Consider the following 21,733-nt stretch of genomic DNA (forward strand, 5'->3'; position numbering starts at 1 on the left):
GGCGGGCATTTTTGCTGGCTAATGCGCAGCTGCTGCTGGCTAATGCGCAGCGCCGCTCCGGCGCCGGCGATGCGAACGGCCCTTATACGTTCAGCGGATAAGCATGCGTCGGACTATTCGTTCACCTTGAAGCGGCAGGGGTCTATATTCGATTCATGAACCTGACTGCCCAACATTTTCCCGCCGAATTTGCCCGCAGTGCGCATCTGGCCAGAGGTGGCGATCCCGATGCCGAACCGCTGGTGGCCTTTGCCCACGCGCCGAAAACCAGCCTGCTGGTGCGCGCCACGGCCTTTGTCTTCGCCGACCCGCGTTCGCGCACCCTGCATGAGCTGATCGAACGCATTGCGCCCAGCGAGGCAACGGTACTGATCACCGGCGAGACCGGCACCGGCAAGGAACTGATCGCCCGGCACGTGCACTCGCTGAGCCGGCGCCGCGAAGGCAAGTTCGTGGCCATCAACTGCGGCGCGTTTTCCGAAACCCTGATCGAGAGCGAACTGTTCGGCTACGAGCGGGGCGCCTTCACCGGCGCGTCGCAGACCAAGCCGGGCTGGTTCGAATCGGCCAACGGCGGCACGCTGTTCCTCGACGAGATCGGCGACCTGCCGATGCCGATGCAGGTCAAGCTGCTGCGCGTGCTGCAGGAACGCGAGGTGGTGCGCCTGGGGGCACGCCGGCCGATACCCATCGACGTGCGGCTGATGGCCGCCACCAACGTGGACCTGGCCAGCGCGGTGCGGGCGGGCCGCTTCCGGGAAGACCTGTATTACCGGCTGCAGGTGGTGTCGCTGCCGCTGCTGCCACTGCGCGAACGCCCTGGCGACGTGATGCCGCTGACGCGCCATTTCCTGCAAACCTACTCCGAGCGCCTGCACCTGGACCATGTGACGCTGGCGCCGGACGCCGAGCTGGCGCTGCGCCATTACCCATGGCCCGGCAATATCCGCGAGCTGGAGAACGTGATCCACAGGGCACTGCTGGTCTGCCGCGACGGCGTGGTGACGGCGGCTGACCTCAGCCTGTCGCCGCTCGCCGCACCGTTGCCGCAGCCGGCCGCGGCGGCGCTGCCCGCCAGCGACACGGGTACGCCGCCGTACCTGCCGCCACCGGCGACGCATGCATCGTCAATGCATGCATCCTCAGTGCAGGCATCCCTTGCGACCGCCGAACCGGCGCCCTTGCCCGATGCCACGCCGGTGCGCGAATCGGAACGCTTCCATGCCGCATGGCAGGCGCTGCTCGATTCGGGCGAGCAGATCACGTTCGAAGCCCTGCAGCTGCAACTGGTGATGACGGCATGGGAAAGCAGCGGCCGCAACCAGCTGCGCACTGCACGCTACCTGAATATCAGCCGCAACGTGGTGCGCACCTACCTGAAGAAAGCCGGCGTCCTCACCTGACGATACCGGGCTACACCTGGCCCGGTATCGCCGAGCGATCCTACCTCATCATGCCGCCGCGCCGCGGGCTTCGGCAAGCAGCGCATGCGCCGCCGCCAGCGGCCGGTGATCGGCCCAGGCGCGCACGTCGACGTCGCGGTCAAGGAAGCCATGGGCGAGCTGGAAGTTCTTCTGCTGCTCGAACAGGGCCAGGCGCTCTTCCGACAGGTCCGGCGCCAGCGCGGCATGGAACCCATCCTTGTAGGCGGTGGCCACCGCATCGCCGCCGGCGCGGGTTTCGCCCTGCAGGATCGCCAGCACGTCGTCGCGGTGCGTGACGGCCCACTCGGCCGCGCGCAGCGTCTGCGCCAGGAAGCGCACCACCAGGTCGAAGTGGCTGTCGAGGAAGGACTGGTGCACGGTGATCGGCCGTGGCGTGCCGTTGTTGACGCGGAAGCGCCGTTCCGGCAGGGCGTCCAGGTCGATGCCCACCACCACGCCGGCGGCGCGCGCCGCTTCCACCGCCGCCGCGCCTTTGACATACACGGCGTCCACGCTGCCACGGACCAGCGCATCGATCCCCTGCCACAGGCCGGCACCCGGCACGGCATTGGGCGGCTGCGCGACGCCGTCGCCGACTTCCACCAGCGAGACATCCTGCAGGCCCAGGCCGGCCGACGCCAGCGCACCGTGGTAGCCGACCAGGCTCATGCCGCGGGCGATGCTGCGGCCGCGCTTGTTCTCGTCGATGTCGATGCGGCGCAAGGCCGGTAGCGCCAGCCGCTTGCCTTTCAGGTCCGCCGGCTGGCGGATCTGTGCATCCGGCCTTACCAGGATCGACTGCGCTTCGTCGATCCATGTCAGGCCGACCAGCCGCGTGTCGGCGCCCTGGGCCTTCGCCGGCAGCGCGAACAGGTTGCCGCCTTCGCGGATCAGCGACTGCAGGCCATGCTCGTAGTGGTGGCGCGCCAGCTCGCCGCCCACTTCCTGCAGCGTTTTCAGGGCAATGCCGTCGCGGGCGAATTCCTCTTCCAGCCAGCCCAGCTTGTAGGCCAGGCCGGTGGCGGTGGGCACCGGGCAGCGGGTAAACCAGATCGTGTCGATACTCATGCGAATGCTCTCCTTCAGGGATGGGCCGGGACTTCCCGGTTGCCTTACCGGTTGCAGGAACCGTTCCGGCCCTCGCGGCGCAGGAATGCTGGCCAGCCCGCAGCGGACGCCACGCCACTGCTGCCGGAACAGCATGCGCTGCTAGCGCCACAGCAGTCCAGGTCCTTCAAACCATGGCACGCCTCTTGCGGAACTGCAGGGAACCGCGCCGCCGGCGTGGCAATCAATCGTGACAACAGCAGTGACAACGAATGGAGAAGGACATGGCGGAAGCTGAAGTGGTGGAACAAGCGGCATTGAGCCCGGAAGTACTGGCGTTCGCGCAGCAGGTGCGCGACCTGGCGCAGAAGGCCTTCGCGGTGCTGCGCGAAACGGGCAGCCTGACGGCGCAGGGCACCGTGGGCTTCGTCGAGCGCGTGCCCGGCGAGGACAAGGTGGTGGTGGTCAACGACCCGGGACCGTTCCGCAAGGGCGAAGTCCCGGCATTCGCGGTGGTGGGCCTGGACGGCACCACGTACCACGGCAAGGAAGGCGGCGGGAGCCGCTACCTGAAGCTGTTCCGCGAGCATGCGGACGTGACGTCGATCTCGCACGTGCATTCGCCGTCGCTGGGTGCCTGGGCGCAGACCCACCGCACGCTGCCGATCCGCTACGTGCCCACGCAGCGTTACCAGCTGGTGCGCGAGATCCCCGTGTACATCGACCGCCGCCAGCCGGAAGTCGATTTCATCCTCGGCGAGATCGCCCGCAACCCGCACGCCAGCGCGATCCTGGAAGCGAACGGCGGTTCCACCGTGTGGGGCCGCCAGGGCCTGCAGCAACTGGCCGAATTCATCCTGATCCTGGAAGAAGGCGCGAAGATCCAGATCGCCGCCGAGGCGATCGGCGGTTCGCGCGATTTCGGTCCGGGCGTGCTGCTGCAGCAATGGAAGATGAGCAAGCTGATCGACACGGCGCGCCAGCTGTCGCTGTTGCCGGCCAGCGATCGATAAGTGACGACGGACAGCGCGGCAGCGCGGACGCGGGATACCGCGCCGCTGCCAACTGCCGGGACGGACGCGCACGAACTGCGCCGCTTCCTGCTGGGCTTCGTGGGCCTGACGCTGCTGTCCGGCCTGACGATCGGCATGAACAAGGTACTGGGCACGCTGCTCGGCTTGCACCTGCATGTGAGCAACCTGGAGCTGGCCATGATCAGCAGCGCGGAAACGATCGCCATGGCGCTCGGCACGCTGCCGGCCGGCCGCCTCCTGGGCCGCGGCGATCCGCGCTTCTGGTATGGCGGCGTGAGCCTGGCGCTGGCCGGGCTGTTCTGCGTGCTGCCCTGGCTGCCCGGCTGGCAATGGGTGGCCGTGGCGATGTTCGCCGTGGGCCTCTGCATCTCGCTGCGCATCGTGGCGATGAGCACCGTGTTCCTGAAGCGCCTGCCGGAACTGGGCCAGGGCAAGGCCGGCTGGTACAAGGGCACGCTGACCTTGGGCATCCAGTTCCTCGGGCCGCTGGCGGGTAATTACCTGATCGCCCACCTGGGCCTGCACGCCGGTTTCCTGGTATCGGCCGCCGCGTTCGCGCTGCTGGCGGTGCTGGGCTGGCAGGTGCTGCCGGCCGAACCGGTGCGCCGCCGGGCGGCTGCCGGCGAAGCGCAGTCCTGGCGGGCACTGTGGCGGATCCCGGCGGTGCGCACCACGTACTGCTTCGAGATCCTGGCCAGCTTCACCGCTTCGAGCGTGGCCGTGTTCTCGCTGCTGCTGGCGATCCGCGAGCTGCACTGGCCACGCGAGCACGCCGTGTGGCTGATGGCCGTGCAGGGCCTGTCATTCGTGGTGGTGCTGCTGTTGCTGGGCGGTGCCGTGCTGCGCAGCCCGGCCCGCGACCGCATCTACGGTGCCGCCCACCTGGCCGTGATGCTGGCGCTGCTGCTGCTGGGCACCGTGCCGACCAGCGCGGCCTATCTCGCGGCGGCAGTGCTGCTGGGGGCGGGGCTGGGCGTCAACAATTTGGTCAATACCGACCGGATCGCCCGCGCGCCGGTCGACAAGGCCCGCGTGTCGGCGCACCTGACGCTGTTCGCCATGGGCGGCGGCAGCATCGGCGCGCTGGCCGCGGGCCGGCTGGCTGACGGCATCGGCCTGCGCAATGTCTTCCTGGCCTGGCTGCTGCCGTGGGCGGCGGCCTGGCTGGTGTTCCATGTATCTCATTTATTCCCTACCAAACGACAAGGAAAAGCATCATGACCGACAAGACGAACCAGCAACTCGACACGCTGTGGTACACCCGCTGCCCGGTGCCGACAGGCCTGGGCATCGCCGTCCAGAAGGGCTGGCTGGAAACGGCCGTGGCCGCGCGCGGCACCACCTTCCGCTCGCTGCGCGAATCGGAAGACCGCGCGGTGCGGGAATCGCATTTCGACCATACGCTGCGCGACTCGGTGCGCCATGGCGGCAACATCCCCGCCGTGTGGGCACGCGCGGCGGGGCGCGAGACCCGGCTGCTGGGCCTTTCCTGGTCCGACGAGACGCAGCGCATCCTGTCATTGCCCGGCAGCGGCATCCGCACGGTGCGCGACCTGAAGGGCCGCCGCTTCGGCCTGCCGAAGTGGGTCAACGCGCAGATCGACTTCGCCCGGGCGCAGGCGCTGCGCGGGCTGGAAAACGCGCTGCGGCTGGAAGGGCTGGAAGTGGCCGACGTGGAACTGGTCGACTACGTGATCGAGCAGGGCCAGAGCGACGCGCCGGCCGAGCGGGTGGCGGGCACCAACGTGTTCGGCGGCCAGCGCCGCGGCGGCCAGTCGGCCGAACTGACGGCGCTGCTGCGCGGCGAAGTGGATGCGATCTTCCTGAAGGGTGCCAGCGCCGCGCACATCGCCCAGCTGTTCGGCCTGCACACGGTGATCGATACGGGCGTCCATCCGGACCCGCTGGTGCGCGCCAACAACGGCACGCCGCGCACGCTGACGGTGGACGCGCACCTGGCCGACGAACACCCGGAAGTGGCGGCGGATATCGTCGAGCAGGTGTTGCGGGCGGAAGCCTGGGCCCGGGCCAACCCCGACGACACGCGCCGCTTCCTGGCGCGTGAGTCGAACACCAGCGAATACTGGGTCACGGTCGCGTATGGAGAAGATGCCCATCTGCGGCTCGATACCACGCTGTCGGAACAGAACATTGCCGGCCTGCAGGACTTCGCGGATTTCCTGCTCCGCTGGAATTTCCTGCCCGCCGCGGTCGACGTGCGCGGCTGGATCGACGCCGGCCCATACCAGGCGGCGCTGGCGCGCCAGCAGAAGGCTGCTTGATGTAAGGTTCCGCCCTGGGCCGGCCCGTTACCCTAGCGTGTCGGCCCAGATATTGGCTGCCCAGTTCTCGGCGTACGCCCCTTCCAGCGCATTCGGCTCTTTCGACAGGCCGCCGGATCCCGGCACCACCAGCAGCGTCTTCTTCGCGGCGTCATACGCGTGCACGGAAGCGACGTGGATGACGTCGCGGTCCGACACGAAGCTGTAGCAGGTGTTGGTCAGCACCGGCGCGGGATTCGGCGCGCGGCCGGCCAGCAGGTCGACCACCGCCGCGGCGCACACCTTGGCGTGCTGGTTCGCCATGTGGGCGGACTTGGGCATCAGCGGCGCGGTCTGGATCGCGTCTCCGATCACGTGCACGTGCGGCGCCCGCGCCGATTCGAACGTGAGGAAATCGACTTCGCACCAGCGCCCGTTGACATTGGCCAGGCCGGCAGAGGAAGCGATCGCGCCGGCCCGGTGCGGCGGAATCACGTTCAGCACATCGGCCTTCACTTTCTCGCCCAGTTCGGAGATGGCGGTGCGGCCGGCGGCATCGATTTCCACCGTGCGGAAGCCGGGCCGGTAGTCGACGATGCCGCCATAACGCTCTTTCCATATCCTCTTGAACAGGGCGCTCTTGGAGACCACGTCGTCGTTCGCGTCGAGAAGCAGCACCTTGGCACGCGGCTTGTGACGGCTGAAGTAGTGCGCCACCTGGCAGGCCCGCTCGTAGGGACCGGGCGGGCAGCGGTATGGCGCGGGCGGCACCGTCAGCGCATACACGCCGCCGTCCGGCATCGCTTCCAGTTGGGCGCGCAGCGCGACGGTCTGCGGACCGGCCTTCCACGCATGCAGGATCGGGCCGTCGGCCGTCATGCCAGGCAGTTCGCCGAACAGGAATTCGATGCCGGGAGAAAGGATCAGCCGGTCGTAGGCCAGCCGGTTGCCGCTGGCCAGCGCCACCGTGCGTTTTCCGGTATCGATGCCGGCCGCGCTGTCCCGCACGATGCGGATTCCGTGGCGGGAAGCCAGCGCATCGTAGCCGTGGGTCAGGTCGCCGATGGTGCGCGAGCCGCCCAGCACCAGGTTCGACAGCGGGCATGAGATGAATCCCGGATTCGGCTCCACCAGCGTCACATTTACTTCTCCGCCGCTCCACAGCCGCACGTAGCGCGCCGCGGCCGCGCCGCCATAGCCGCCGCCGATGACGACCACGTGCGGCTTGGCGCGCGAGCCCACTGCGGCGCAGCCGGCCAGCATCGCTGCCGCGCCGGCCGCCTGCAACAGGTCGCGGCGCTTCATGGCCGGTCTCCCTTCTGCGCCGCGAACCAGTCGGCGATCTGCGCCAGCTGTTCGTCCGTATACCCTTTGGCAAGCTGCGTCATGATCGTGGCGGGGCGGCTGCCATCCTTGAATGCCTTCAGGCTGCCCAGCAGCGTTTCCTTCGGCTGGCCGGCCAGTGGCGGCAGCGCCGAGCCCGCGATGTTACTGCGCGTGCCATGGCAGGCGGTGCATGTGGCGGCCAGCCGCTCGCCGGCGCTCACGGGTTCTGCGGCAAGCGCCGGCGCGGACAGCAGTACCGGCATCAACAGCGTCATCATCTTCATGGACGTACTCCCGGGGATTCCATCGGCATGCCTTCCGCGCGCAGGGCCAGCCACGCTTCCAGGTCGACCAGCTCTCGCGCATCGGGCGGCGGCACGGCGGCGCGCACGCCGGTCATGCAATTGCGCAGCCGCCGCTGCAGGCTGCCCATGCCCTGCCATTCGAGGCGGTAGATCGGGTACGCGTTGGCGTGGCCCTGCGGGATCGTGGCACCGGCCAGCTTGCGGCCCCAGTTGGCGTCGTGGCACTGGGCACAGGACATGTTCAACTGGCCGATGCGCTGGCCGAACAACTGCCTGCCCCGTTCCGCCGCCGCGCGGGTACCGGCATCGCGCGGCGGCGCAACGGGCATGCCGCGCGACTGCAGCGCGATGTACGACTGCAGCGCCAGCAGTTCGTCCGTGTCCGGCTTCGATGCCGGCCTGCCCTGCTTGCCGACGCGGCATTGCTCGATGCGCTGGCCCAGCGTGATCACGCGGCCGGCACCCTTGTCGAATGCCGGGAAGCGGGCCGCCACGCCGCGCATGCTTGTCTTCGCATCGCCATGGCACGAGGCACAGCTGTTTTTCGCACCCGCGTTCCAGGCAGCCTCCCCGTTCGCTACCCATAGCATCCCGGGATTCTGCGTGTCGTCGCGCTGCATCGCACGGGTGGATTCGCCCATGAATTGGGAACCGGACTTGCGCGCATCCTGCGCCGACGCGGCCAGCGCAACGAATGCCAGCGCCAGGCACGCAAGCGATGCAGGCGATTCCCTCATGGCGTGACGGTGAGCGCCATGCGCTCCACCTGCGAAAACCCGTTGTCGCCGCTCCACGTGAATTCCAGCGTGCCGCTCACCGTCGCCACCGTAAAAAACGCGATGTACGGATTGGCGGCAATCGCCGGATGCAGCTCGGCGGCGAACACCTGCTCGCCGTCGTACGTGCAGGTGAACCGGCGGATGATGTCCTGCGCTACCGCCTTGCCATCGGCGCCCGGCCGATAGCCCGATTCCATCGGATGCGCGACCAGCGCGCGGATCTCGATCGCCTCGCCGGCCTTCGCGGTCTTCGGCATGTGGATCAGGGCGCGCGCCATTACATCGCCTCCCCTTCGATGCAGGCGGCCAGCGTGACGATCACATCCACCGTCTGCTGCCAGCAGCTGCCGTCGCTCATCTTCGCCACCGCCACCAGCTTTTGCGACGTGGCCAGGCGGATGCGGGTCGAGACCTGCGCCTTGCCGGCGCGCGGGCCCAGCGAGAATTTCACCACGTCGGTTTCCGGATTCTTTTCGTTGAAGATGGCGATGCCGGTCACGTGATCCTGGGCAGTCACCGGGCTGTCGACGCGGATCGTCACCGGCACCGCATTACCGTTGTCGATCAGCTGGGCGATCTCGAAGGTCACGCGGCCGGCCTGTGGCAATTTGTTGCCGGTATAAGCCGAGATCGCGGATGCCATCTGCTGCGGCGTGGCGGCAGCCGGGCGCACCAGCGCCAGCAGCGTGCCGGCGGCAAGCAGTTGGCGGCGGCGGCGGTCGGTCATGGCGCATTCCCAGGAAATGTTTCAAAATAATTGGTGTCTGTAAAATAATTGGTGTCTGTCACCGGTTTTTGGGAAATGTTCCAAAAAAACTGGTGTCTGTCACCGGTTTTGATGTCACCGGTTTTGATGTCACCGGTTTTGATGCCGGGTGCATCCTTCAGCGTGGCCAGGTAGGCTACGACATCCTCGATTTGCTGGGCGCTCAGGATCGTCCTGCCGGCATGGGCGGGTGCCACGCGCACCAGACCTTCGGTGCGAAAGTACGAGGGCATGATGGTGGCCGGGTTCAGCCGGGCGGAGTCGGCGATGCGCAGGCGCAGTTGCGGGACGGTCCAGCGCGCGCCGGCGCCGGCCAGGTTCGGCGCCAGGTCGCCCTGGAAGCGTTCCTCGGGGATCGGCGCCGAGTGGCACAGCAGGCAGAGACCCACATGGCGGTCGGCCACGATGGCGCGGCCGCGCTGCGGGTTGCCTTCCGTGGCGCCGGGCAGCGGCGACGGGATGCCATCGGCAGTGGCAACAGACGAGGCACAGGCCAGCACTACCGGGGACAGCCCCCTGGCCAGCGTTACCAGCCACGGGGATGCGGCAATGGTGGCGGGGTCAGCCCGCTCGGCCACCGCCGCCATGCCGGATCCCTCGCGGCCGGTCATGACTGCTCAAGCTTTCTTGAGACTGTGGTTCTTCAGCGGCAGGTCGCGGATGCGCTTGCCGGTGGCGGCGAAGATCGCGTTCAGCACGGCCGGTGCCGCCACGGCGATCGTCGGCTCGCCCACGCCGCCCCAGAAGCCGCCGGACGGAACGATGATCGTCTCCACCGCCGGCATCTCGTCCATCTTCATCACCGGGTAAGAGTCGAAATTGGCCTGTTCCATCTGCCCGTCCTTCACCGTGCACTCGCCGTACAGCGCGGCGGACAGGCCGTAGACGAACGAGCCTTCCACCTGCGCCTCGATCTGCTGCGGGTTCACGGCGTGGCCCGGATCGGTGGCGGCGACGATGCGGTGGATCTTCAGCTTGCCTTCCTTGTCCACCGAGACTTCGGCGCACGCCGCCACGTAGCTGCCGAAGCCCATCGTCTGCGCGAGACCGCGATAGATGCCTTTCTTCGGTTTCTTCTGCCAGCCGATCCGCTCGGCCACCGCGTTCAGCACGGCCAGGTGCTTCGGGCTGTCCTTCATCAGCTTGCGGCGCAGCGCCAGCGGATCCTGCTTCGTCGCATGGGCGATTTCGTCGATGAAGCATTCCAGGTAGATGGCGTTCTGGTTCAGGTTCACGCCGCGCCAGAAGCCCGGCGGCACGGGCGGGTTGCGCATCGCATGGTCGACCAGCAGGTTCGGCACCGTGTAGCCGATCGAGGCATCCGTGCCCGGCGCATTCAGGCCCTGGAACACGGCGCCATCCTTGCCGTTCTTGACATTGCCGGGGAACAGCGCCGCCACGATCGACTGGCCGGAAATGCGCATGTGCAGCGCCGTCAGGTTGCCGGCCTTGTCCAGCCCGGCCGTCAGCTTGCACTGCGTGACCGGGTGGTAGCGGCCATGCAGCATGTCTTCCTCGCGGGTCCAGATCAGCTTGATCGGCGTGCCCGGCATTTCCTTGGCGATCTGCACCGTCTGGCGCACCCAGTCATGCACGGCGCCGCGCCGGCCGAAGCCGCCGCCCAGGTGGATCTTGTAGACGTCGCAGCGCTCCTGCGGCAGGCCGGCTGCTTCGGATGCGGCGGCCAGCGCCGCTTCGCCGTTCTGCGTGGGCGTCCACACCTCGCAGCGCTCCGGCGTCCACCGCGCGGTTGCGTTCATCGTCTCCATCGTTGCGTGGTTCTGGTGCGGGTACGAATAGACGGCCTCGATGCGCCGCGCCGCGCCGGCCAGCGCGGCCTTCGCATCGCCGTTCTCATTGCCCACGGCTGCCTCGGGCGCATCCAGTCCGGCCTTCAGCGTGGCCGCCACGTCCTTGCTGGACAGGTTCGCGTTCGGCCCCTTGTCCCATTCGATCGGCAACGCATCGAGCGCGGTCTTGGCCCGCCACCATGTATCGGCCACCACGGCCACGGCGGAATCGCCCACCTGCAGCACTTTCTTCACGCCGGGCCTGTCCTTGATCGCATCGGCGTTGAAGCTTTTCACCTTGCCGCCGAATACAGGGCAATCCTTGATGGCCGCGTTCAGCATGCCGGGCATCGCCAGGTCCATGCCGTAGACCTGCTTGCCGGTGGTCTTGTCGACGGTATCGAGCCGTGCCAGGCGCTTGCCGGCGATTTTCCAGTCCTTCGGATCCTTGACGGGAACTTCCTTCGGCGCTTCCAGCTTGCCGGCCGCATCGGCCACCTTGCCGTAGGTGACGGTGCGGCCGCTGGGCACGTGTGTGATCACGCTGTTCGCCGCGCCGCATTCGCTGGCCGGCACGCCCCACTGCGTGGCCGCGGCCTGCACCAGCATCGCCCGCGCGGCGGCGCCGCCCTTGCGCATATACTCGTGCGAGCCGCGCACGCCATTGCTGCCGCCGGTGGAGAAGCTGCCCCAGACACGCTTGCGGGCCAGGTTCGTTCCCGGCGTGGGGTACTCGGTGGTGACCTTGCTCCAGTCGGCATCCAGCTCTTCCGCCACCAGTTGCGCCAGGCCGGTCAGCGTACCCTGTCCCATCTCGGAACGGGCGATGCGGATGACGATCGTGTCGTCGGGCTTGACCACGACCCAGGCATTGACCTCGGGCGACTGCGCATCCTGTGCAGGCGCGGCGAAAGGAATGTGAAACGCGACGACAAGGCCGGCCGACTGGCCGAGGAACCTGCGGCGTGCAGGGCTGCCGGGGGCGGTCATGCCTTGCTCCCTTCGCGGTGTTCGATGGCCAGGCCGGCGCTCTTCGCATCGCCGCCACGCGCCACCACGTGGATCGCCTTGCGCACGCGGTTATACGTGCCGCAGCGGCAGATGTTGGTCATCGCCGTGTCGATGTCGGCATCGGTGGGCTTGGGTTTTTCCTTCAGCAGCGCGGTCGCCGCCATGATCATGCCGCTCTGGCAGAAGCCGCATTGCGGCACGTCCAGCGCGGCCCAGGCTTTCTGTACCGGATGCGAGCCGTCCGGCGACAGGCCTTCGATCGTGACGATCTTCATCTGCTCCGTCACGGTGGAGACGGGCCGCACGCAGCTGCGCATCGCTTCGCCGTCGATGTGCACGGTGCAGGCGCCGCATTGGGCAATGCCGCAGCCGTACTTGGTGCCGGTCAGGCCCAGCTGCTCGCGCAGCACCCACAGCAGCGGGGTATCGTCTTCCGCCTGGAACTCGCGGACCTGTCCGTTCACGTTTAACTTCATGCCTGGTCTCCTGAAGAGGTTGGGTGCGTCGCGCAAATATCTTACTTGTTTTTCACCTATCTGTATTCGTTCAGGCAATTTTGACTTGTATCAAAGTTTTTACAGATGAGCTTCCCTACACTGGCGCCGCTATCACAGTGAAAACAAAGAGGAAGCATCATGAAAAAAGCAGTCTTGGCAGTCATCGCCATCACGGCCACCATGTTCGGCGGCCCGGCCATCGCACAAACACAGGACAATGGCTCGAACTGGCTGGTGCGCGCCCGCGCGGTGCACATCGATCCGGCCGACAAATCCAGCCCGGTTGCCGGCAGCGGCGCGGCCGACCGCATCGGTGTCGAAAGCAGGACGATTCCCGAAATCGACATCGCGTATTTCTTCACCCCGCATGTCGCGGCGGAGCTGGTGCTCACGTACCCGCAAAAGCACGAGGTATATCTCGACGGCCAGTCCATCGGCAGCTTCAGGCACCTGCCGCCAACCCTGCTGGCGCAGTACCACTTCACGCCGGGCAGCACGGCGAGCCCCTACGTGGGCCTGGGCGTGAACTGGACGACGTTTTCGAAGAACAGGCTGCTCAACGGCCAGGGCAGCCTGGAGCACGACAGCATCGGCCTGGCCGCGCAGGCCGGCATCGACTTCAGGCTCGACCGGAACTGGTCGCTGAACGTGGATGTGAAGAAGCTGCAGCTGCGCAGCGACGTGCTGATCGGCGGCGTGAAAGCCAGCAAGGTCAAGGTCGACCCGGTGCTGTTCGGCGTCGGCGTCGGTTACCGCTTCTGACGGAGCGAATACAGCGTTTCAACCTGGAGTATCTCCAAGCCTTTTGCCTGCCCCCGGTTCACCGGCGGCAGGTTTTTTTACGCCAACATTTCCTGGAACCGGGGTCTGACCCCGGTTCCAGGAAATGTTGCTAGGAAAATGGGGGCCGCCGGATCGCCGTACCGCCCCATTTTTCGGGCAACTATTGTGTGAGTTCCTTGCGCAGTTCGCGCGCCAGCGCGCGCCGCGGTTCTTCAGGCAGCCAGGTGCCGATCTCGACGGTGATGCCGCGCGCCACAAGCCGGATCGGATCGCGCCGCCGCGCCGGCGCCTCGATGCGCAGCCAACAGGGATCGAGTTGCGTGAACTCGACACGGTTGCCGCGCATCTTTTCCACGAACAGCATGCCGTTCTCATGGACGATGCGGTCGAAGTCGGTGGCATGCCGGCTGTAGGCGACGAAGGCTGCCGTCACGGCGGCCATTTCAATCAGCGAAAAGACCAGCACATACCAGGCGCCCTGCAGCGCGAAGAACATGCCGACGGCGAGCGACAGCGCAAGCAGTGCGAGCCAGGCGAACATGGTTTGCCGCGGTGACAGCGAACAATTGCGCCGCACCAGCCATTCCCGCCTGCTGCCACCACCCTGCCAGTCCCGTTTCACGGCATGTTACCTCCCCCGTCATTTTACGACCGGCGGTTTCTCGAAGGTGTGGAACGGGGCGGGACTGGGCACGGTCCATTCAAGCCCGTCGGCGCCTTCCCACGGCTTGGCCGGCGCCGGTACGCCGCCGCGGATCGTGGGCAGCACCACGAAGAACAGGAAGTACAGCTGCGTCAGCCCGAACAGGAACGCGCCCACCGAAGATACCATGTTGAAGTCGGTGAACTGCGTCGGGTAATCGGCATAGCGGCGCGGCATGCCGGCCAATCCCAGGAAGTGCATGGGAAAGAATGTCACGTTCACCCAGATGAGCGAATTCCAGAAGTGGAACTCGCCGCGCCGCTCGGGATACATGTGCCCCGTCCATTTCGGCGCCCAATAGTAGAAACCGGCGAACAGCGCGAACAGCGACCCGGCCACCAGCACGTAATGGAAGTGCGCCACCACATAATAGGTGTCGTGCACCTGGATATCGATGGGCGCCACCGACAGGATCAGGCCAGTGAAGCCACCGATCGTGAATACCCAGATGAAGCCGATCGAGAACAGCATCGGCGTCTCGAAGGTCAGCGAACCGCGCCACATCGTGGCGATCCAGTTGAACACCTTCACGCCGGTGGGAACGGCCACCAGCATCGTCGCGTACATGAAGAACAGCTGGCCCGTCACGGGCATGCCGGTGGCGAACATATGGTGCGCCCACACGATGAACGAGATGATGGCGATCGAGCCGGCCGCATACACCATCGAGGCGTAGCCGAACAGTGGCTTGCGGGAAAACGCCGGCACGATTTCGGAAATGATGCCGAAGGCCGGCAGGATCATGATATAGACCTCGGGGTGCCCGAAGAACCAGAAGATATGCTGCCACAGCAGCGGGTCGCCGCCACCGGCCGCGTTGTAGAAATACGTGCCGAAATGGCGGTCCGTCAGCAACATCGTCACGGCCGCCGCCAGCACCGGCATCACGGCGATCAGCAGGTAGGCGGTAAACAGCCACGTCCAGGAGAACATCGGCATTTTCATCAGCGCCATGCCGGGCGCCCGCATGTTCAGGATGGTGACGATGATATTGATGGCCCCCATGATCGAGGAGGCACCCATGATGTGGATGGCGAAGATGGCCAGGTCCATGCCGATGCCCATCTGGGTGGACAGCGGAGGGTACATCGTCCAGCCGGCCGCGGTAGCGCCGCCGCCGGCGAAAAAGGAAGCGATCAGCAGGATCGCGGCGGGCGGCAGCAGCCAGAACGAGAAATTGTTCATCCGCGCGAATGCCATGTCCGAGGCGCCGATCTGGAGCGGAATCATCCAGTTGCCGAAGCCGACGAACGCGGGCATGATCGCGCCGAACACCATGATCAGGCCATGCATGGTGGTGAACTGGTTGAAGACTTCCGGGTACACGAATTGCAGGCCCGGCTGGAACAGTTCGGCGCGGATGAACATCGCCAGCGTGCCGCCGGACAGGAACATGATCATCGAGAACCACAGGTAGAGCGTGCCGATGTCCTTGTGGTTGGTGGCGAACAGCCAGCGGCGCCAGCCATGCGGCGCGTGATGCTCGTCGGCATGGTGGAACGTCGTGTCCGTGCCCTGCAATGTCGTCATGCCCGCCTCCTATCGAGTGCGGGAAAATTTACCGCTATCCGCGCGCGCCTGTCCGCACGATAGCTTGCGGAAAGCGACTTCTGTGGCGGATAGCCCACTCAGCCGGCCGTACCGGCCGAGGCTCAGGCCGGCTGTTCCTCGCGCGGCAGCACCAGCGTGAACACGGAACCCTCACCCGGCCGGCTGGTGACCGTCAGCGTGCCGCGGTGCGCCTCGGCCAGTTGGCGCGAGATGTACAGCCCCAGGCCCAACCCGGACGGCACGCCGTTGCCGGCGCCCCGCTCGTACGGCAGGAAGATGCGGGACTGCATCGCCTCGTCGATACCAGCGCCCTGGTCGATCACGTCGATGCGGGCCGCCGTGCCGCTGGCGCTCAGCCGGATGCGCACCGGCTTGCCGCCGCCGTAGCGCAGCGCGTTGGTCAGCAGGTTGACGATCACCTGCTCGATGCGGAATTCGTCCCACCAGCCGCTCACGGCATCGGGCGCGTCGAGCTCGAACGTGGTGCCGGCGTCCTGCGCCTGGCGTGCCAGGTCGTCCGTCAGCCGGTGCAGCATGGCCTGCAGCTCGGTCCAGGCGGGGCGGATCGACAGCACGCCGCTGCGGATGCGCGAGACGTCCAGCATGTCGTCGATCAGCCGGATCATCGCCTGGATCTGGCGGCCGTCGCCCTCCACCATCTTTTCCAGCGCTTCCTTGCCGAACGCTTCGAGGTTGCCACGTTCCAGCTGCATCCTGCGCATCTGCGTGCCAAGGAACAGCGTGTTCAGCGGCGTTCTCAATTCGTGCGCCACCATCGACATGAACTCGTCGCGCATGCGCAGTGCATAGCGCAGCTCTTCCTGCGCGGCGCGCAGCTCGTTCATCGTGGCATGCTGTTCCTCGACGCGGCGGCGGATTTCCATGCGCTGGCAATGCAGGTCGACGAACACGTTGACCTTGCTGCGCACCGCGTCCGGATCGAGCGGCTTGTAGAGGAAATCGACAGCGCCCGTTTCATACCCCTTGAACGCGTAGTTGAGCTCCTTGCCGGCCGCGCTGACGAACACGATGGGGATATGGCGCGTCTTGTCCGTGCCGCGCATCAGTTCGGCCAGCTCGAAACCGTCCATGCCCGGCATCTGCACATCCAGGATCGCCATCGCGAAATCATGTTCGAGCAGCAGCGCCAGTGCTTCCTCGCCGGACGCGGCCTGGTAGACGGCACGATTGTCGGCGCGGATGATGGCGTTCAACGCGCGCAGGTTTTCCGGCAGGTCGTCGACGATCAACAGCTTGGTGGCATTGCCCACGGGGTTTCCGGCTGCGCCGTTCATCAATCCCATGCTGCATTCCTTGTTGGGCACACTATTCATTGCTTGTTCTCCATCGACAGTTGCAGCAGCCTGCGGATATCCCGCAGCGGCAGCACCAGGTCCGGCGTGCGCAGCCGGATCGCTTCGTTCGGCATCACGCTCACTTGCGCTTCCGCCGGGTCCTGCACCACCGTCAGCCCACCGGCCGCGCCGATCGCGGCCAGGCCGGCCGCGCCATCCTGGTTGGCGCCAGTGAGCAAAATGCCCATCAACTCCGGGCCATACATGTCGGCCGCCGATGCCATCGTGATATCGATCGCCGGCCGGGCAAAGTGCACCGGCGGCTCCAGGCTCAGCGAAAACGTGCCATCGGTTTCGATCGACAGGTGGTAATCCGCCGGCGCGAAATACAGCGTGCCGGGCACCGGCTGCCCCTTGTCCACCGCTTCTTCCACGCGCAGCGCCAGCCGCTGGCTGAACACCTCCACCAGCTGGTTCTGGCGCCCGCGCATCACGTGCAGCACCGTCACCACCGGGTACGGGAACTCGCGCGGCAGCCCGGGCAGGATGTCGATCAGCGCGTTGACGCCGCCGGCCGAAGCGCCGATGACGATCGCGGCGATGCGGCGCCCCGCCAGGGCCAGCGTCAGGGTGCCGTCATCCATTGGTGCCGTCATCCATGGGTTCCGTCATCCATTCTGCGCGTCGTTCATTACAGCTTCCTGAACAGCCGTTCGCGCTTGACGACCGGTTCGAACAGCGGGCCGTAGGCGGAAAAGTCGATGCTTTCCTTGCTGCCCAGGCCCAGGAAGCCGCGGTGGCACAGCGACTCGTGAAACAGGCCGAGCGCGCGCTCCTGCAGCTTCTTCTTAAAGTAGATCATGACATTGCGGCAGCTGATCAACTGCGTTTCCGCGAACACGGCGTCGGTGGCAAGGCTATGGTCCGCGAACGTCACGTTCTCGGCCAGCGAGCGGTCGAACAGCGCGGCATTGTACGCTGCCGTGTAGTAATCCGAAAAGGCGCGCCGGCCACCGGCGGCCTGGTAGTTTTCCGTGTAGGCGCGCATGTTCTCCAGCGGGAAAACGCCTTTCTTGGCCTTTTCCAGCGACTGCGGATTGATGTCGGTGGCGTAGATGATACTGCGTTCCAGCAGCCCTTCCTCCTTCAGCAGGATCGCCAGCGAATACACTTCCTCGCCCGTACTGCAGCCGGCCACCCAGATCTTCAGCGACGGATAGGTGGACAGTACCGGCATCACGTGCTCGCGCAGCGCGGCGAAATAGGTCGGGTCGCGGAACATCTCGGTGACGGGGATCGTCAGGTACTGCAGCAGCTCGGAAAAACCGGCCGGCTCATGCAGCACGCGCGACTGCAACTGCGAGATCGTGTCGCAGCCCATTTCGCGCATCGCATGCAGCACGCGCCGCTTCTGCGAGGCGCCCGTATAGTCGCGGAAGTCGTAGCTGTACTTCAGGTAGATCGCCTCCATCAGCATCTTCAGCTCGATGTCGGTATCGCTCTGCTGGGGACGGATCGGCTGCATCGCTTTCTGCATCTCGCTCATCGCATTCCCGTTCTCAGATGCGGTCCAAGGCCGGCATCCAGACCCGCAGCAGCGAATACAGGCGCGACAGGTCGATCGGCTTGGCCAGGTAATCGTTGGCGCCGGCGGCCAGGCACTGTTCCTGGTCGTCCTTCATCGCCTTGGCGGTGATGGCGATGATCGGCAGGCGGTTCCAGCGGCCGTCCGCACGGATGCGGCGGGTCGCTTCCAGCCCGTCCATGCCCGGCATCATCACGTCCATCAGCACCAGGTCGATGTCCTGCACCTGGTCGAGTTTCTCCAGCGCCTCGAAGCCGTTGCGGCCGATCTCCACGATCGCGCCCTTGTGCTCCAGTGCCGAGGTCAGCGCGAAGATGTTGCGCACGTCGTCGTCGACCAGCAGGATGCGGCGGCCTTCGAATACCCGGTCGCGCGAGCGCACCGTCTTCAGCATCGTCTGCCGCTCGGACGACAGCTCCGACTCCACCTTGTGCAGGAACAGCGTCACTTCGTCCAGCAGGCGTTCCGGCGAACGGGCGCCCTTGATGATGATCGAGCGGGAATACTTGTGCAGGTCCGCCTCCTCGGCGCGCGTGAGGTTGCGGCCGGTATAGACGATCACCGGCGGGAACGATGCGATCTCTTCGCGCGACATGCGCTGCAGCAATTCGTTGCCCTGCATGTCCGGCAGCTTCAGGTCGATGATCATGCAGTCGAAGACCGTCTTCTCCAGCAGGGCGAGCGCTTCCTCGCCGGAGGCCACCGCCTCGATCTCGATATCCTCGTCCGAGATCAGCTGCACCACGCTGTCGCGCTGGCGCGCGTCGTCCTCGACCAGCAGGATGCGCTTGATCTTCTGCGTGAACTTCTGCTCCAGGCGGGCGAACACTTCCTGCAGTTCCTCGCGCGTGGTGGGTTTCAGCGCGAAGCCCACCGCGCCCATGTGCAGTGCCGCCTCGCCGGCATCGGAAGCCGACACCACGTGCACCGGGATGTGGCGGGTGCGCGGATTATCCTTTAGCAGCTGCAAGACCGACAGGCCGGACCGGTCCGGCAGCCGGATATCGAGCAAGATCGCCGTCGGCTGGTATTGCTCGGCCATCTGCAGGCCTTCGTCCGCAGCGAATGCCACCAGGCAGCGGTAGTCCATCTCATGCGCCAGGTCGTACAGGATGCGGGCAAACGCCGGCTCGTCCTCGATCACGAGCAGCCTGCGCTCCGGCGGCGCATCCTGGTCGCGGTCGTCCTCGAAGGCGCGCGGCACCGGCGACTGCGCCGGCGATGGCGCGGCGGAGACGGAAGCGGACGGCATGGCCGGCGGCGTTGCCGGCAGCGCGGCCGGCGCGGCGACCGGCGCCAGCGACGATTCCACGCGATGCGGCGGCGCCGACCACTGCATCGGCAGCGTCAGCGTAAAGGTACTGCCCTGGCCGACCGTGCTGTCCAGCGTGATCGTGCCGCCCAGCAGCATGGCCAGGTCGCGCGAGATCGACAGGCCCAGGCCCGTGCCGCCGTACTTGCGGCTGGTGGTGCCATCGGCCTGCTGGAAGGCGCCGAAGATCGTTTCGTGCTGGTCGGCGCGGATGCCGATGCCGGTGTCCGAGACCGCGAAGCGCACCTGGCCATTCGGCCCCGGTTCCACGCGCAGCATGACGGTTCCCTGGTCGGTGAATTTCAGTGCGTTCGACAGCAGGTTCTTCAGGATCTGCTCGAGGCGCTGGCAATCCGTATAGACGGTTTCCGGCAGACCGGCCCCCAGCACCAGCGAGAAGCCGAGGCCCTTTTGCCGGGCCAGCGGTTCGAAGGTGCGGCGCAGGCCTTCCATCACCTGCTGCAGGCGCAGCTCTTCCGGATTCAGTTCCAGCTTGCCGGCCTCGACCTTGGAGATGTCGAGGATGTCGTTGATCAGGTTCAGCAGGTCGTTGCCGGCCGAGTAGATGGTTTGCGCGAAGCGCACCTGTTCCTCGTCCAGGTTGCCCTGCGAATTGTCGGCCAGCAGCTTGGCCAGGATCAGCGAGCTGTTCAGCGGCGTGCGCAGTTCATGCGACATATTGGCCAGGAACTGCGATTTGTACTGGCTGGCGCGCTCCAGGTCGCGCGCCCGCTCTTCCAGCTGCGACTGGGCGTCGTTCAGCGCGGTGTTCTTCTGGTCCAGCGCCACGGCCTGCTCGGCCAGCTGCTCGTTGGTCTGCTCCAGTTCCGCCTTCTGGTTTTCCAGGCTGGCCTGCGATTCCTCCAGCACACGCGACTGTTCTTCCAGCTCTTCGTTGGCGGTGCGCAGTTCTTCCTGCTGCACCTGCAATTCCTCGTTCAGCTGCTGCGTTTCCACCAGCAGTTCCTGCATGCGCTGGCGCGCCAGCGTGGCTTCGATCGCGGTGCCGATATTGTCCGCCACCAGCTTGAGGAATTCGGTTTCCTTCTCGCCCACCGGGTGCATGAAGCCCAGCTCGATCACGCCGTTGACGCGGCCATCGCTGGTCACCGGCAGCACCAGTACCTGCGTGGGCGTGGCGCTGCCCAGCGCGGACGACAGCTTGAGATAGTCCGGCGGCAGGTTTTCCAGGTGGATCAGGCGGCGCATCTGCGCGGCCTGGCCGACCACGCCTTCGTCGGGCGCCAGCAGGCGGCCGCGTTCCTCGTCCTCGGCCGAGAAGCCGAAGGCGGCGGTGCGGCGCAGCAGGCCATCGGGCTCGCGCACGTACATCGCGCCGACGACGACATCCAGGTAGCGCGCCAGGAAATGCAGCATCGCCGTCGACAGTGCCGCCGTCGACATCTGGCCGATGCCCTGTTCGGCCATCTGGCTCTGGCCGTTGCGCATCCACGACTGCCGCTGCACGCGTTCAGCGTGCGTGCCCTGCTCCTTCAACGCCACGTTGTACGCCTCGGACAGCCGCATCAGCTCCTTGCGCCCGAACCAGGCCATGAAGCCGCTGAGCACCAGGCTGACGGTGAGGAAGCCGACCACGGTGACGTAGGTGACGGTCTTGGCGTCCCGGTTGCGGTCCATGCGCAGCCGTTCTTCGGTGGCGACGAACGCCTGGAACAATGAGCGCAGTTCGTCGAATTCGATCTTGCCCCGCTGCGCCCGCACGGTGGACAGGTAGTCGCCGCCGTTTTTCCGCAGGTCGATCATTTCCTGCGCCGCCCGCTCCCATTGCGCCTGCTGCGCGCGGATATTGCGCAGCCGGTCGATCTGGGCAGGGTTGTCGCCGACCAGCTCGATCAGCGTATTGAGCGACGTGTCGAACTTCGGCCGGGCCAGCTTGTAGGGCGCCAGGAACGATTCTTCGCCGGTCAGCAGGTAGCCGCGCATGCCGGTTTCCATGTCGACGGCCAGCTTGCGCATTTCCTGGGCATTGCCGACCACCCGTTCGGAGTGCTCGACCAGGGTCATCGCATTCAGCAGGTAGGCAAACACGGCAATGAAAACGGCGGCGCTGACGACACCGGCGGCCAGCGGCAGCGTGATATTGCGGAACAGGATGCGGCGAAAACTGTGGTCGTCGATGCGGGTGTGAGGCATATGCGCGAACTGGACGGGAAAAGGACAAGTTTATCCTAATTGCAACGAATGCTGCCTGGTTGGGCAATCGTGCGCGCATCGCTATAATCGGCCGCACTACCACCCCGCCA

The 21,733-nt window shown here is 66.2% G+C and carries 20 protein-coding genes; 5 read left to right on the forward strand and 15 right to left on the reverse strand.

Annotated features, from left to right (window positions below; all coding sequences use genetic code 11):
• The first annotated feature begins 155 nt into the window (after positions 1 to 155).
• Positions 156 to 1,403 (forward strand): sigma-54 interaction domain-containing protein, encoded by a 1,248-nt coding sequence (locus FHS02_RS30340; RefSeq protein WP_137315103.1) that lies wholly within the window; start codon positions 156 to 158, stop codon positions 1,401 to 1,403.
• Between the two features lie 48 nt (positions 1,404 to 1,451).
• On the opposite strand, the gene FHS02_RS30345 is transcribed toward FHS02_RS30340, so the two are convergent.
• Positions 1,452 to 2,492, reverse strand: coding sequence for an ABC transporter substrate-binding protein (locus FHS02_RS30345; protein WP_137315104.1), 1,041 nt, complete (start codon positions 2,490 to 2,492; stop codon positions 1,452 to 1,454).
• A gap of 263 nt (positions 2,493 to 2,755) precedes the next feature.
• Between FHS02_RS30345 and FHS02_RS30350 the strand changes: the two genes are divergently transcribed.
• The 3 genes from FHS02_RS30350 to FHS02_RS30360 are packed head-to-tail and all read left to right on the forward strand — an operon-like array spanning position 2,756 to position 5,787.
• Positions 2,756 to 3,484 (forward strand): class II aldolase/adducin family protein, encoded by a 729-nt coding sequence (locus FHS02_RS30350; protein ID WP_137315105.1) that lies wholly within the window; start codon positions 2,756 to 2,758, stop codon positions 3,482 to 3,484.
• Positions 3,485 to 4,726 (forward strand): MFS transporter, encoded by a 1,242-nt coding sequence (locus FHS02_RS30355; protein WP_137315106.1) that lies wholly within the window; start codon positions 3,485 to 3,487, stop codon positions 4,724 to 4,726.
• Positions 4,723 to 5,787, forward strand: a complete 1,065-nt coding sequence (locus FHS02_RS30360; protein WP_137315107.1) for an ABC transporter substrate-binding protein — start codon at positions 4,723 to 4,725, stop codon at positions 5,785 to 5,787. Before FHS02_RS30355 ends, FHS02_RS30360 begins: the two co-directional genes overlap by 4 nt.
• Positions 5,788 to 5,814: 27 nt before the next feature.
• On the opposite strand, the gene FHS02_RS30365 is transcribed toward FHS02_RS30360, so the two are convergent.
• Genes FHS02_RS30365 through FHS02_RS30400 form a run of 8 tightly spaced genes read right to left on the reverse strand, consistent with a single transcriptional unit; the run spans position 5,815 to position 12,219 of the window.
• Positions 5,815 to 7,071 carry an NAD(P)/FAD-dependent oxidoreductase gene (locus FHS02_RS30365; protein ID WP_137315108.1) on the reverse strand — a complete coding sequence of 419 codons (1,257 nt, stop codon included), beginning with the start codon at positions 7,069 to 7,071 and terminating at the stop codon, positions 5,815 to 5,817.
• Positions 7,068 to 7,376, reverse strand: coding sequence for a c-type cytochrome (locus tag FHS02_RS30370; RefSeq protein WP_137315109.1), 309 nt, complete (start codon positions 7,374 to 7,376; stop codon positions 7,068 to 7,070). Before FHS02_RS30370 ends, FHS02_RS30365 begins: the two co-directional genes overlap by 4 nt.
• On the reverse strand, positions 7,373 to 8,134 hold the full coding sequence (gene soxA, locus FHS02_RS30375; RefSeq protein ID WP_137315110.1) for a sulfur oxidation c-type cytochrome SoxA: 762 nt from the start codon (positions 8,132 to 8,134) through the stop codon (positions 7,373 to 7,375). The genes FHS02_RS30370 and soxA overlap by 4 nt, the downstream gene beginning before the upstream one ends.
• Positions 8,131 to 8,454 carry a thiosulfate oxidation carrier complex protein SoxZ gene (gene soxZ / locus FHS02_RS30380; RefSeq protein WP_137315111.1) on the reverse strand — a complete coding sequence of 108 codons (324 nt, stop codon included), beginning with the start codon at positions 8,452 to 8,454 and terminating at the stop codon, positions 8,131 to 8,133. The genes soxA and soxZ overlap by 4 nt, the downstream gene beginning before the upstream one ends.
• Entirely contained in the window at positions 8,454 to 8,903 is a 450-nt protein-coding gene (locus FHS02_RS30385; RefSeq protein ID WP_137315112.1) for a SoxY-related AACIE arm protein, read from the reverse strand. The genes soxZ and FHS02_RS30385 overlap by 1 nt, the downstream gene beginning before the upstream one ends.
• On the reverse strand, positions 8,900 to 9,553 hold the full coding sequence (gene soxX / locus FHS02_RS30390; protein WP_229422265.1) for a sulfur oxidation c-type cytochrome SoxX: 654 nt from the start codon (positions 9,551 to 9,553) through the stop codon (positions 8,900 to 8,902). Before soxX ends, FHS02_RS30385 begins: the two co-directional genes overlap by 4 nt.
• Before the next feature lie 6 nt (positions 9,554 to 9,559).
• Positions 9,560 to 11,722, reverse strand: coding sequence for a xanthine dehydrogenase family protein molybdopterin-binding subunit (locus tag FHS02_RS30395; protein WP_137315113.1), 2,163 nt, complete (start codon positions 11,720 to 11,722; stop codon positions 9,560 to 9,562).
• Positions 11,719 to 12,219, reverse strand: coding sequence for a (2Fe-2S)-binding protein (locus tag FHS02_RS30400; RefSeq protein WP_137315114.1), 501 nt, complete (start codon positions 12,217 to 12,219; stop codon positions 11,719 to 11,721). Before FHS02_RS30400 ends, FHS02_RS30395 begins: the two co-directional genes overlap by 4 nt.
• 159 nt (positions 12,220 to 12,378) lie before the next feature.
• Between FHS02_RS30400 and FHS02_RS30405 the strand changes: the two genes are divergently transcribed.
• On the forward strand, positions 12,379 to 13,002 hold the full coding sequence (locus FHS02_RS30405) for an OmpW/AlkL family protein (protein WP_137315115.1): 624 nt from the start codon (positions 12,379 to 12,381) through the stop codon (positions 13,000 to 13,002).
• Positions 13,003 to 13,183: 181 nt separating this feature from the next.
• Here FHS02_RS30405 and FHS02_RS30410 read toward each other — a convergent pair whose 3' ends face one another.
• From FHS02_RS30410 to FHS02_RS30435, 6 genes are all read right to left on the reverse strand, one after another.
• The gene (locus tag FHS02_RS30410) at positions 13,184 to 13,645 is read right to left on the reverse strand and encodes a DUF2244 domain-containing protein (protein ID WP_371870605.1); all 462 of its coding nucleotides are present in this window, start codon (positions 13,643 to 13,645) and stop codon (positions 13,184 to 13,186) included.
• 18 nt (positions 13,646 to 13,663) lie between these two features.
• Positions 13,664 to 15,256 carry a cytochrome c oxidase subunit I gene (gene ctaD / locus FHS02_RS30415; RefSeq protein WP_137315117.1) on the reverse strand — a complete coding sequence of 531 codons (1,593 nt, stop codon included), beginning with the start codon at positions 15,254 to 15,256 and terminating at the stop codon, positions 13,664 to 13,666.
• A gap of 122 nt (positions 15,257 to 15,378) precedes the next feature.
• A complete protein-coding gene (locus FHS02_RS30420) occupies positions 15,379 to 16,581 on the reverse strand; it encodes a hybrid sensor histidine kinase/response regulator (RefSeq protein ID WP_229430159.1) in 1,203 nt (400 codons plus the stop codon).
• A gap of 26 nt (positions 16,582 to 16,607) precedes the next feature.
• Positions 16,608 to 17,228, reverse strand: coding sequence for a chemotaxis protein CheB (locus FHS02_RS30425; RefSeq protein WP_137315118.1), 621 nt, complete (start codon positions 17,226 to 17,228; stop codon positions 16,608 to 16,610).
• A 35-nt stretch (positions 17,229 to 17,263) separates the two neighbouring features.
• Positions 17,264 to 18,118, reverse strand: coding sequence for a CheR family methyltransferase (locus tag FHS02_RS30430; protein WP_229422266.1), 855 nt, complete (start codon positions 18,116 to 18,118; stop codon positions 17,264 to 17,266).
• A gap of 13 nt (positions 18,119 to 18,131) precedes the next feature.
• Complete coding sequence (locus FHS02_RS30435) at positions 18,132 to 21,623, reverse strand: response regulator (RefSeq protein ID WP_137315119.1); 3,492 nt, start codon at positions 21,621 to 21,623, stop codon at positions 18,132 to 18,134.
• Between the last annotated feature and the right edge of the window lie 110 nt (positions 21,624 to 21,733).

Source organism: Pseudoduganella umbonata, assembly GCF_014192225.1.
GTDB lineage: Bacteria > Pseudomonadota > Gammaproteobacteria > Burkholderiales > Burkholderiaceae_D > Rugamonas > Rugamonas umbonata.